The sequence below is a fragment of the Ruegeria sp. BG10 genome, assembly GCF_056538575.1.
Window position 1 is genome coordinate 235,491 of the sequence record NZ_JBQFTI010000001.1, and the last position, 12,374, is coordinate 247,864.

Annotated in this window: 12 protein-coding genes; 9 read left to right on the plus strand and 3 right to left on the minus strand. The window is 59.8% G+C overall.

What is annotated here, in order from left to right; translation table 11 throughout:
- Positions 1–6: 6 nt before the first annotated feature.
- Together clpA and gloB are read right to left on the minus strand one after the other, a co-directional pair.
- Positions 7–2,331, minus strand: coding sequence for an ATP-dependent Clp protease ATP-binding subunit ClpA (clpA, locus tag ACR0D8_RS01080; protein ID WP_480644075.1), 2,325 nt, complete (start codon positions 2,329–2,331; stop codon positions 7–9).
- 171 nt (positions 2,332–2,502) lie between these two features.
- Positions 2,503–3,270, minus strand: coding sequence for a hydroxyacylglutathione hydrolase (gene gloB / locus ACR0D8_RS01085; protein ID WP_480644077.1), 768 nt, complete (start codon positions 3,268–3,270; stop codon positions 2,503–2,505).
- A gap of 61 nt (positions 3,271–3,331) precedes the next feature.
- On the opposite strand from gloB, the gene ACR0D8_RS01090 reads away from it, so the two are divergent.
- From ACR0D8_RS01090 to ACR0D8_RS01120, 7 genes are all read left to right on the plus strand, one after another.
- A complete protein-coding gene (locus ACR0D8_RS01090) occupies positions 3,332–4,066 on the plus strand; it encodes a methyltransferase domain-containing protein (protein ID WP_475158455.1) in 735 nt (244 codons plus the stop codon).
- A 312-nt stretch (positions 4,067–4,378) separates the two neighbouring features.
- Positions 4,379–4,939: a F0F1 ATP synthase subunit delta gene (locus tag ACR0D8_RS01095; protein ID WP_480644079.1), complete on the plus strand. Its 561-nt coding sequence runs from the start codon at positions 4,379–4,381 to the stop codon at positions 4,937–4,939.
- Positions 4,940–6,478 (plus strand): F0F1 ATP synthase subunit alpha, encoded by a 1,539-nt coding sequence (gene atpA / locus ACR0D8_RS01100; RefSeq protein WP_480644080.1) that lies wholly within the window; start codon positions 4,940–4,942, stop codon positions 6,476–6,478.
- 12 nt (positions 6,479–6,490) lie between these two features.
- On the plus strand, positions 6,491–7,369 hold the full coding sequence (locus tag ACR0D8_RS01105; protein ID WP_480644082.1) for a F0F1 ATP synthase subunit gamma: 879 nt from the start codon (positions 6,491–6,493) through the stop codon (positions 7,367–7,369).
- Between the two features lie 20 nt (positions 7,370–7,389).
- Complete coding sequence (gene atpD, locus ACR0D8_RS01110) at positions 7,390–8,814, plus strand: F0F1 ATP synthase subunit beta (protein ID WP_480644083.1); 1,425 nt, start codon at positions 7,390–7,392, stop codon at positions 8,812–8,814.
- 12 nt (positions 8,815–8,826) lie between these two features.
- A complete protein-coding gene (locus ACR0D8_RS01115; protein ID WP_480644084.1) occupies positions 8,827–9,237 on the plus strand; it encodes a F0F1 ATP synthase subunit epsilon in 411 nt (136 codons plus the stop codon).
- A gap of 116 nt (positions 9,238–9,353) precedes the next feature.
- Positions 9,354–9,704 carry an H-type lectin domain-containing protein gene (locus tag ACR0D8_RS01120; protein ID WP_480644085.1) on the plus strand — a complete coding sequence of 117 codons (351 nt, stop codon included), beginning with the start codon at positions 9,354–9,356 and terminating at the stop codon, positions 9,702–9,704.
- 100 nt (positions 9,705–9,804) lie between these two features.
- On the opposite strand, the gene ACR0D8_RS01125 is transcribed toward ACR0D8_RS01120, so the two are convergent.
- Positions 9,805–10,824 (minus strand): ribose-phosphate pyrophosphokinase, encoded by a 1,020-nt coding sequence (locus ACR0D8_RS01125; protein WP_475158476.1) that lies wholly within the window; start codon positions 10,822–10,824, stop codon positions 9,805–9,807.
- A 107-nt stretch (positions 10,825–10,931) separates the two neighbouring features.
- On the opposite strand from ACR0D8_RS01125, the gene ACR0D8_RS01130 reads away from it, so the two are divergent.
- Together ACR0D8_RS01130 and ACR0D8_RS01135 are read left to right on the plus strand one after the other, a co-directional pair.
- Positions 10,932–11,534, plus strand: a complete 603-nt coding sequence (locus ACR0D8_RS01130) for a DsbA family protein (protein ID WP_480644086.1) — start codon at positions 10,932–10,934, stop codon at positions 11,532–11,534.
- Entirely contained in the window at positions 11,534–12,349 is an 816-nt protein-coding gene (locus ACR0D8_RS01135) for an alpha/beta fold hydrolase (protein WP_480644087.1), read from the plus strand. The genes ACR0D8_RS01130 and ACR0D8_RS01135 overlap by 1 nt, the downstream gene beginning before the upstream one ends.
- Positions 12,350–12,374: the final 25 nt, after the last annotated feature.

Here is a 12,374-nt window from a genome sequence, read left to right on the forward strand (position 1 = left end):
GGTCGATTAATCCGCCGTCAGCAACGGGGGTTTGTCCCCCGGAATGCGTGGCTGATCGGGGCCCAGAATCTCCAGATCCAGTTCGCCTTTCTTGACCGACACACGGACCACACCGCCCTTGGCCAGCTTGCCGAACAGCAGCTCCTCGGCCAGAGGTTTCTTGATGTGCTCCTGGATCACGCGGCCCAGCGGACGCGCGCCCATCTTGTCGTCATAACCCTTGTCAGCCAGCCATTCGGCGGCTTTGGGCGTCAGGTCGATTGTCACGTTGCGATCCAGCAACTGCGCCTCAAGCTGCAGGACGAATTTCTCGACCACTTGCAGGATGACCTCTTTCGGCAGCGGTGCGAAGGAAATCACCGCGTCCAGACGGTTGCGGAATTCCGGCGTGAACATGCGTTCGATCGCGGCGGTATCTTCACCTTCGCGACGGTCACGGGCAAAGCCGATAGCGGCCTTGGCCTGTTCTTGCGCGCCCGCGTTCGAGGTCATGATCAGCACCACGTTGCGGAAATTCACCGTGCGGCCGTTGTGGTCGGTCAACTCACCGTGGTCCATCACCTGCAACAGGATATTGAACACGTCCGGATGCGCTTTCTCGATCTCGTCCAGCAGCAGCACGCAATGCGGATGCTGATCGACGCCATCAGTCAGCAGGCCACCCTGATCAAAGCCCACATAACCCGGAGGCGCACCGATCAGACGGGAAACCGCGTGTTTCTCCATGTATTCCGACATGTCAAAGCGCAGCAGTTCCACACCCAGCGTATCCGCCAGTTGTTTCGCCACTTCGGTCTTACCCACACCTGTCGGACCGGCGAACAGGTAGTTGCCGATGGGCTTTTCAGGCTCGCGCAGACCGGCACGGGCCAGTTTGATGGCGCTGGACAGCGCCTCGATGGCTTCGTCCTGACCGAACACCACCCGTTTCAGCGAGGCTTCGAGGTCTTTCAGAACCTCGGCATCGTCTTTGGTGACGTTCTTGGGCGGGATGCGGGCGATCTTGGCAACCACAGCCTCGATTTCCTTCACGCCGATGGTCTTACGACGTTTGCTTTCCGCGACCAGATGCTGTGCCGCGCCGGCCTCGTCAATCACGTCGATGGCCTTGTCCGGCAGTTTGCGGTCATTGATGTAGCGTGCCGACAGTTCCACAGCGGTCTTGATCGCATCCGCAGTGTATTTGATCTCGTGATGCTTTTCGAAATAGGGTTTCAGACCGCGCAGAATCTTCACGCTGTCCTCGACCGAAGGTTCGTTCACGTCAATCTTCTGGAACCGGCGGCTCAGCGCGCGGTCCTTTTCGAAGTGCTGACGGAATTCCTTATACGTGGTCGATCCCATGGTGCGCAGCTTGCCGCCCTGCAGGGCAGGTTTCAGCAGGTTCGAGGCATCCATCGCGCCGCCCGAGGTGGCACCGGCACCGATCACGGTGTGAATTTCGTCGATGAACAGCACCGCGTCGGGGTGATCTTCCAACTCGGTCACAACCGCCTTGAGCCGTTCCTCGAAATCACCGCGATAGCGGGTACCGGCCAGCAACGCGCCCATGTCCAGCGAATAGATGGTGGTTTCCGACAGCACGTCAGGCGCCTCACCGGCCACGATCTTGTGCGCAAGACCTTCGGCGATGGCGGTTTTGCCGACGCCCGGATCCCCCACCAGCAGCGGGTTGTTCTTGCGGCGGCGGCAGAGAACCTGAATACAGCGCTCAACCTCATCGGCGCGGCCGATCAGCGGATCGACATCACCGGCCCGCGATTTCGCGTTCAGATCGATGCAGTATTTACCCAGCGCGCTTTCCTTCTGCTCGCCTTCGCCCGAACTGGACTGAACCTCTTCCTCCACCTGATCCGCGCCAGAGACCGAGCGGCTTTCGCCATAGGCCGGGTCCTTGGCGACCCCATGCGCGATGAAGTTCACCGCGTCATAGCGGGTCATGTCCTGTTCCTGCAGGAAATAGGCCGCATTGCTTTCGCGTTCGGCGAAGATGGCAACCAGAACATTGGCCCCGGTCACTTCGGTCCGGCCCGAGCTTTGAACGTGGATCGCAGCGCGCTGGATGACGCGCTGGAACGCGGCTGTGGGTACGGCTTCGGATCCGTCAATATCGGTGACCAGATTGGAAAGGTCTTCGTCAATGAATTCGACCAGAGTGCCGCGCAACTCGTCCAGATCGACGCTGCAGGCTTTCATGACGCGAATGGCGTCAGGCTCCTCAAGCAGCGCCAGCAACAGATGCTCCAGCGTTGCGAATTCGTGGCGCCGTTCATTCGCCGCCGCCAGGGCCGCGTGAATGGCTTGTTCTAATGTGCTCGAGAATGAAGGCACGCGGGTGCTCCTCTGTCTTGGGTCGAAGGGGCAGGCTTCGGCCGGAAACCCCCTCCAACCATGTCCTCATACTATTAGAGTTTGGTTGATCGTGGCCCGGCTTCAAGGGTTTTCTTTCACTTGACAGTCACATTTCACGTGACCGTGGCCGTGAAGAGATCGAAATAGGCGCTAGAACCGGTCTTTTCTAGCCCGCACTTCGGCAAAAACGGCAGCGGAATCGGCGTTTTCCATTCCAAGATGGACCTGAATTGACGGATCGGCGGCGCGCAGAAACGGGTTTGTGGCTTTTTCCAGCGCCAGAGATGACGGAACCGTGGACTCTCCGGCAGCGCGGAGGCGATCGATATCGGCCACGCGTTGCTGTAATGCGGCGTTGTCGGGATCGACGGTCACCGCAAATTTTGCGTTGGATTGTGTATATTCGTGTCCAGAACACACCATTGTTTCGTCCGGCAGGGCGGCGAGCTTGCTGAGTGAGGCCCACATCTGCAGTGCGGTTCCTTCGAACAGGCGACCGCAACCAAGTGCCATCAGGCTGTCGGCGGTGAAAACCACTGCACTTTGCGGCAGGTAGTACGCGACGTGGCCAACCGTGTGACCAGAGACATCGATCACCTGGACGGGTTCACCACCGATTTCGAACGTATCGCCTTCGTTGACCTGCTGATCCAGCGGCGGCAGGCGATGGGCATCGGCGGCAGCGCCGATCACCTGTGCGGGATGCTGGTTTAGGATGTCGGCCAGCCCATCGACGTGATCCCAATGGTGGTGGGTCAGCAGAACATGCGACAGGGTCCACCCCCGTGCCGCCAGTTCAGCCAGAATCGGCGCGGCTTCGGGGGCGTCGACCAGCGCAGTGTCCCCGGTTGCGGCATCATGCGCCAGAAATGCGTAATTGTCGCTGAGACAGGGAATGGTGACGATCTCAAGAGGCATGGCCTTTTGCCTTTTCGTTGCTAGACTGCGCTCAGCTAAGCCGATTGACCGGGTGTCCGCAATGCATCTTGATGTGCAGGATCTGAGGAATTTTTACTATCGCAGCACCCTGGGTCGGGCCGCACAGGCCGCGATCCGCGGGCGGCTGGTCGATCTGTGGCCCGAAGCAAAGGGTCAGACTGTGGTCGGCTTTGGATTCGCGGTTCCGCTGCTGCGGCCTTATCTGGCGGATGCGCGACGGGTGATCGGCCTGATGCCCGGCCCGCAGGGGGTGATGCCCTGGCCGGCCGGGATGCCCAATGTTTCCGTGCTGACTGAAGAGACGCTCTGGCCCATCGAAACCGGCCATGTGGACAAGCTGGTTGTCATGCACGGGCTTGAGACCTCAAGCCGCCCCAGCGAATTGCTGAACGAATGCTGGCGGGTTCTGGGGCCGGGTGGTCGCGCCCTGTTTGTTGTGCCGAACCGGGCCGGTCTCTGGTCGCGCACGGATCGAACGCCCTTTGGCTTTGGGCGTCCCTATTCGGCATCACAGTTGGAAGGCCAGCTCAAGGCGCATCACTTCCTTCCCGAGAACCATTGTTCCGCGCTGTATCTGCCGCCGTCATTCCGTCGATTTTGGTTGAAATCAGGCAGTCTGATCGAAAAAACCGGTCAGCGTGTGCCGACGGTCATGGCGGGCGGTGTTCTGATGGTTGAAGTCACCAAGCATATCCGGCCACCCAGCGGCAGCGTCACCAAGGACAGGGAACGACGCCCGATCAAAGCGCTGGACGGTCTGTTGAAGCCAGCGTAGAAAAATGTCTCGTTTTGCGACGCTTCAAACTGTGAAATTGCGGAAAAAAGGTCACAGGAATCGCAAAAACCTACAGTTTGGTAACATTTTTCCCTCGTTTCAGGCGCACCAAAGGGTCGCACTTGGCGTAAGCGTCTGAAAACAATGACTTTGTGGATAAAACGCTTCCCGTGATAATATATTGCTAGCTGGGTTCGCCTCTGCTACATCCCCGGTGATTTTGATCCCCGGCCGCATGGACGGGGTTTCTTCACGCCCCCGGGGTAGCTGCCGCAACGCGAATTCGGGGCCCAAAATATCGGAAGGGTGGACGTGTCCGAACCAGCTTCGATTTCCACAGGCATTGCCGAGCGCTATGCCACCGCGATCTTCGAGATCGCCAAAGAGAATAACGACCTTGCAGGTCTGGAAACCGGAATCAACGATCTGGCAGCAGCTTTGGGCGAAAGCGCCGAATTGCGCGACCTGATCGCGTCGCCTCTGGTTTCACGCGTCGAACAGGAAGGCGCGATCACCGCAATCGCTGACAAGATGGGTCTGAACCCGATCCTGCGCAATACGCTGGGCCTGATGGCGCAAAAACGCCGCCTTTTCGTGGTGCCGCAGCTGGTGCAGGTACTGCGCGACATGCTGGCGGATGAACGTGGCGAAGTGACCGCCGATGTCGCCTCGGCCAAGGCGCTGACCAAGACACAACTGGAAAAACTGTCCAAGACGCTGTCCGAGCGTGTGGGCAAGACCGTGACAATCAATGCGACCGTGGATGAAAGCCTCATCGGCGGTCTTGTCGTTAAAGTGGGCTCGAAAATGATCGACAGTTCGATCCGTTCGAAGCTGAACTCCCTACAGAATGCAATGAAAGAGGTCGGATAAATGGGAATCCAAGCTGCAGAGATTTCTGCAATCCTGAAGGACCAGATCAAGAATTTTGGTCAGGAAGCCGAAGTGGCCGAGATCGGCCGCGTGCTGAGCGTCGGTGACGGGATTGCCCGTGTATACGGCCTGGACAACGTGCAAGCGGGTGAGATGGTCGAATTCCCCGGCGGCATCATGGGCATGGCCCTGAACCTGGAAAGCGACAACGTGGGTGTCGTTATCTTCGGGTCCGACCGTGACATTAAGGAAGGTGACACCGTCAAGCGCACCAACTCGATCGTGGACGTTCCGATCGGTGACGAGCTGCTGGGCCGCGTTGTAGACGGTCTGGGCAACCCGCTGGACGGCAAAGGCCCGATCAACGCCTCCAAGCGTGGCGTTGCAGACGTCAAAGCCCCGGGCATCATCCCGCGTAAATCGGTGCACGAGCCGATGGCAACCGGCCTGAAATCGGTTGACGCGATGATCCCGATTGGCCGTGGCCAGCGGGAACTGATCATTGGTGACCGTCAGACCGGTAAAACCGCCGTTGCTCTGGACACCATCCTGAACCAGAAAGTTTACAACGAAGCCGCCGGCGACGACGAGTCCAAGAAACTTTACTGCGTTTACGTTGCGGTTGGTCAGAAGCGTTCGACCGTTGCGCAGCTGGTGAAGAAACTGGAAGAGTCCGGCGCAATCGACTACTCGATCGTCGTGGCCGCGACCGCGTCCGACCCGGCTCCGATGCAGTTCCTGGCGCCTTACGCCGCGACTGCGATGGCAGAGTACTTCCGCGACAACGGCCGCCACGCGCTGATCATCTACGATGACCTGTCGAAACAGGCCGTGTCTTATCGTCAGATGTCGCTGCTGCTGCGCCGTCCGCCCGGACGTGAAGCCTATCCGGGTGACGTTTTCTACCTCCACTCCCGCCTGCTGGAGCGTTCGGCGAAGCTGAACGAAGACTTCGGTGCGGGCTCGCTGACTGCTCTGCCGGTTATCGAAACGCAAGGTGGTGACGTTTCGGCCTTTATTCCGACCAACGTGATCTCGATCACCGACGGTCAGATCTTCCTGGAAACCGAACTGTTCTATCAGGGTATCCGTCCTGCCGTGAACACCGGTCTGTCGGTTTCGCGTGTGGGTTCGTCGGCACAGACCGATGCGATGAAGTCGGTTGCTGGTCCGGTCAAGCTGGAACTGGCCCAGTACCGCGAAATGGCTGCGTTTGCGCAGTTTGGTTCGGACCTTGACGCCGCGACCCAGCAGTTGCTGAACCGTGGCGCGCGTCTGACCGAGCTGATGAAACAGCCGCAGTACTCGCCGCTGACCAACGCCGAAATCGTCTGCGTCATCTTCGCGGGCACCAACGGCTACCTCGACAAGATCGAAGTCTCGGACGTTGGCCGCTACGAAGCCGGTCTGCTGGCGCACCTGCGCGGTAAGCACGCTGACCTGCTGAAGTGGATCACCGACGAAGATCCGAAGATCAAAGGTGACGCGTCCGACAAGATCAAGGCAGCGATCGACGAATACGCCGCGACCTTCGCTTGATAGGAGGTTCCGATGCCTAGTCTGAAGGACCTTAAAAACAGGATCGAGTCGGTCAAATCGACCCGCAAGATCACCAAGGCCATGCAGATGGTCGCGGCAGCAAAACTGCGCCGCGCCCAGGAATCTGCCGAAGCCTCGCGCCCCTATGCCGAACGGTTCAATGCCGTGATGGCGGGGCTGGCGGCGTCGGTCGGGGGCAGCGACAGCGCCCCCAAGCTGCTCCGTGGTACGGGCAGCGATGATGTCCATCTGCTGGTTGTCATGACAGCTGAACGCGGCCTGTGCGGCGGCTTCAACGCGAACATCGCCAAGCTTGCCCGCGCCAAAGCGGACGAGCTGCGCGGCAAGGGCAAGACGGTCAAGGTTCTGACCGTCGGCAAGAAAGGCCGCGACGCGCTCAAGCGCGATTTGGGCGATCTGTTCGTCGGACATGTGGACCTGAGCGAAGTCAAGCGTCTGGGCTATTCCAACGCGCAGGACATCGCCAAGGACGTGCTGTCCCGCTTTGACGGCGGTGAGTTCGACGTTGCCACGATCTTCTACTCGAAGTTCGTCAACGTCGTGACACAGATCCCGACGGCACAGCAGGTCATCCCAGCCTCGTTCGAAGACGAAGCGACGGATGACGACAGCGGTGCCATCTTCGATTACGAGCCCAGCGAAGAGGCCATCCTGGCCGACCTGCTGCCCAAGGGGGTTGCGACCGCGATCTTCTCGGCTCTGCTCGAAAACGGAGCGTCTGAACAGGGTGCACGGATGTCCGCGATGGACAACGCGACACGCAACGCGGGTGAGATGATCGACAAGCTGACGATCCAGTTCAACCGCTCGCGTCAGGCCGTGATCACCAACGAGCTGATTGAAATTATTTCCGGCGCCGAAGCGCTGTAGAGACATACCGGAGACGAAACATGGCGAATGCAAAAGGCAAAGTCACACAGATCATCGGGGCCGTCGTCGACGTGCACTTCGAAGATCAGCTGCCTGAAATTCTGAACGCGCTGGAAACCACCAACAACGGCAAGCGCCTGGTGTTGGAAGTTGCCCAGCACCTGGGTGAAAACACCGTCCGCACCATCGCGATGGACGCGACCGAAGGTCTGGTCCGTGGCGAAGTGGTAACAGACACCGGCGGCCCGATCTCGGTTCCGGTTGGCAACGCCACCCTGGGCCGCATCCTGAACGTGGTTGGCGAGCCGATCGACGAAAAAGGCCCGGTTGAAGCGACCGAAGCCCGCGCGATCCACCAGCCTGCGCCGACCTTTGACGAACAGTCGACCGAGTCGGAAGTTCTGGTTACCGGTATCAAGGTTGTTGACCTGCTGGCCCCCTACGCCAAAGGCGGTAAAATCGGCCTGTTCGGCGGCGCCGGCGTTGGTAAAACCGTTCTGATCATGGAACTGATCAACAACATCGCCAAAGTACACTCCGGCTTCTCGGTGTTTGCGGGCGTTGGTGAACGGACCCGTGAAGGCAACGACCTGTACTGGGAAATGATCGAATCGAACGTGATCAAGCCGGACAACCTGTCGGAAAGCCAAGTGGCTCTGGTTTACGGTCAGATGAACGAACCTCCCGGAGCGCGCGCGCGTGTTGCTCTAACCGGTCTGACCCTGGCCGAGCAGTTCCGCGACCAGTCCGGTACCGACGTTCTGTTCTTCGTCGACAACATCTTCCGCTTCACGCAGGCGGGCTCCGAGGTTTCGGCTCTGCTGGGTCGTATTCCTTCGGCGGTGGGTTACCAGCCGACCCTGGCCACCGACATGGGCGCCCTGCAGGAACGCATCACTTCGACCAAGTCGGGTTCGATCACCTCGGTGCAGGCGATTTATGTTCCTGCGGACGACCTTACCGACCCTGCGCCGGCAACCTCGTTTGCTCACTTGGACGCGACCACCGTTCTTAACCGTGCGATCTCGGAAAAGGGTATCTACCCGGCGGTTGACCCCCTCGACTCGACCTCGCGCCTGCTCGACCCGGCCATCGTTGGCGAAGAGCACTACAAGGTGGCAACCGACGTTCAGCAGATCCTCCAGCGCTACAAGTCGCTGCAGGACATCATCGCCATCCTCGGCATGGACGAACTGTCGGAAGAAGACAAACTGACCGTGGCCCGTGCCCGTAAGATTGAACGCTTCCTGTCGCAGCCGTTCGACGTGGCCGAGGTTTTCACCGGCTCGCCGGGCGTTCAGGTTCCTCTGGATGTGACCATCTCGTCGTTCAAAGCGGTTGTCGCTGGCGAATACGACCACCTGCCCGAAGCGGCCTTCCTGATGGTTGGCGGCATCGAAGAAGTGATCGCCAAAGCCGAGAAAATGGCAGCAGAAGCCGCCTAAGGAGTATCCCTGATGGCAAACACGATGCAATTCGACCTCGTCAGCCCCGAGCGGAGCCTTGCTTCGCTTGCGGCGACCGCGGTCCAGATTCCCGGCGCGGACGGGGACATGACGGCAATGCCCGATCATGCCCCCACCATCACCACACTGCGCCCGGGCATCCTGAAGGTCGAGGCACCCGAAGGCTCCAGTGAATATCTGGTCACCGGCGGATTTGCCCAGATCAACGGCGAAAGCCTGTCGGTTCTGGCCGAAAAGGCCATTCCGGTGGCCGAGGTGACCCGGTCGCATCTGGACGACCTGATCGCCGAAGCGCGCGCCTCGCACGAGGCGGCAAAAACCGGCGAGGATCAGACCATCGTCGACGACGCAGCCAAGCTGCTGGCCGACATGGAAGCCCTTGGGACGCATATGAGCCTGTAAGGCAAAATGCGCTTAGATTTGCGAAACGGCCCCGCCTTAGCGGGGCCGTTTTTTTTGTCGTGATTTTGCGGAGGCGCCGGGATAAGGTTTGGAAATTCATAGATAAAGACGACAAAATGAGAACTTTTCGAACCCATCCCATTGGCATTGATCAGGGCGAAGCCGTGCTGTTTTCCGACTTCGCCGACGGCGGCGACATGTGGACCGGCGAAGGTCCGAGAGAGCGTCGCTCGGCCATCACCTTCAGCCAGCCGTTTCGCTCGGCCCCCTTGGTTCAAATAGGTATTTCGCTGTGGGATGTTGACACAACCTCGGCCCTGCGCGCCGAAGTGGCGGCCGAAGACATCACGCCGGAAGGCTTCAGCGCCGTGTTCCGCACGTGGTCAGACACACGTATCGCGCGGATACGGGTGACGTGGACCGCGATAGGCGAAGTTGCGCACCCGGATGACTGGGATATTTCCTGACGATCAAATCTACGGAACTAATTCGATTTAGGCGACTATTCCTGACCCTAGCCGCCTAAAGCAGAAATTGGGGCGGCGGAAACTGCCGCCCCCATGGACTTCAATCCATGTGGTACATCGACTCGTAGATCGGCGTCAGTGTCTTATCCTCGAACAGAGACGACACGCTGGTGCCGTTCCAGATGTTCAGGATCGCTTGCGTAAAGATCGGCGCGGTGGGCACGATGCGGATGTTCTTCGCCTTGGCGATCTCTTTGGTGGGCTGGATCGTATCGGTCAGCACCAGAGATTTCATGACCGAGTTTGTCACCCGTTCCACCGCCGGGCCGCTCATCACGCCGTGGGTGATGTAGGAATGGACCTCTTTCGCGCCGTTATCCAGCAGCACCTGCGCCGCCTTGCACAGCGTACCGGCGGTGTCGCACATGTCGTCGACGATCAGGCAGATCTTGTCCTTGACGTCACCGATCACAGTCATCTCGGCCACCTCACCGGCCTTTTCGCGGCGCTTGTCCACGATCGACAGGGGGGCGTTGATCCGCTTGGCCAGTTCACGCGCGCGGGCGACGCCGCCGACGTCGGGCGAAACGACCATGATTTCGTCCATCTGGTCCTTGAACTGGTTTTTCACGTCCAGCGCAAAGATCGGCGAAGCATAGAGGTTGTCGACCGGAATATCGAAAAAGCCCTGAATCTGTGCGGCATGCAGATCCATGGTCAGCACCCGCTCGATCCCCGCTCCGGTCAGCATGTTGGCCACCAGCTTGGCGGAAATAGGCGTGCGGGCCTTGGTGCGGCGGTCCTGACGGGCATAGCCGAAATAGGGGATAACGGCGGTGATGCGTTGTGCCGACGACCGGCGCAGCGCGTCGGCGATGATCAGCAATTCCATCAGATTGTCATTGGCCGGGTTCGAGGTCGGCTGGACGATGAACATATCCTCGCCCCGGACATTCTCGAACACTTCGACGAAAATCTCGCCATCATTGAACCGTTCAACCCGCGCATCGACCAGTCCCTGATCGACACCGCGATACAGGCTCATGCGGCGCGAGATTGTTTCGGCAAGCGGAAGGTTTGCGTTCCCAGCGATGAGCTTGGGTTCGTTGAGTGTCGGCATCGGCTGAAGTCCCCGGGCAGCAATGGCAATGTGACAGATTCGTGATGTTGACACCGCTTAGCATGGCCTTACCGTCCAGCAAAGATTTCGCAGCGGAGAAAGTGCACATGGCCGATATTGACTACTTTTTTGCGACACTCTCGCCTTATTCCTACCTGGCCGGGACCCGGCTGGAAGAGATTGCGGCCAAACATGGCGCGACGATCAGTTACAAACCGCTGGATCTTATTGCCTTGTTCGGGCGGACCGGGGGGACGCCGCCGAAAGACCGGCACATTTCGCGCATCGAATACCGCGCGCAGGAGTTGCTGCGGCAGTCGAAAAATCTGGGAATGAAGTTCAACCTTCAGCCTGCGCATTGGCCGACCAATATGGCACCGTCCTCTTACGCCGTGATTGCGGCGACCAGGGACGGATCGGGGGATGTGGGCAAGCTGGTCCATTCTGTTCTGCGCGCCTGCTGGGCCGAAGAGAAGGATATCGCGCAGGATGATGTGATCCGCGAGTGTCTGACGCAGGCCGGGTTTGACCCGGGGCTTGCTGACAGCGGTTTGCTCGTCGGTGCAGAAACCTATGCCGCCAATCTTGAGGAGGCTGTCGACCGCGGAGTCTTTGGCGCGCCGTTTTACATCACCGAAGATGATCAGCGGTTCTGGGGGCAGGATCGGCTGGATGATCTGGACCGGCATCTGGCGGAACTGAAAGGATAGTGAGCCCCTTGCCTTCGGTTTTTGTCCGAACGTTGGGGCAGGGCACCCGCAATGTTCTGGCCCTGCATTGCACCATCGCCCATTCCGGGGCCTGGTCAGGTCTGGCTTTGGCACTGGAGGGCGAGGCTCAGCTGACCGCGCCGGATATGCTGTCCCACGGCCGCAGCCCTGACTGGGACGGGCAGGGCGATTATTTCGATCTGGTCACTGCGTGCACCGCAGGGCAGATAACCCGGCCGGTGGACGTCATCGGCCATTCCTTCGGCGCCATGATCGCGTTGCGGCTGGCGGTGGAACATCCCGATCTGTTCCACAGCGCCGTTCTGATCGAACCGGTTTTCTTTGCCATCGCCGCGCAGGATGCACCGGACCTGCTGGCGCAGCATGGTGACGACGCCGGCCCCTATGAGGCCGCCCTTGCCGCTGGTGACATGGCGCTGGCCGCGCGGTTGTTCAACCGGTTGTGGAGCACAGACGACAGCCCGCGTTGGCCGGATTTGCCGGAGCATACACGCGCGGCGATGGTCCGGGGCATGCATGTTGTGCCTGCCGTCGACAACGTGCTTTTTCAGGACAAGACCGGATTTCTGGAGGCCGGAGTTCTGGATCGCGCCAATATGCCCACCCTGATCGTGAGCGGGTCAAGGACGCACCCGGTCATGCCCGCCGTTTGCCGTGGACTGGCGCAAAGATTGCCCAACGCAGCCTGCGCGCGCGTCCACGGGGCCGGGCATATGGTGCCGATTTCCCATCCGAAGGAAACCGCGGTTCTGGTGCGGCAATTCTGGAGTCAGCTCCCGGCGGTGGATACCTGAAACTGAGTTGGCGCGGTTTCACCGT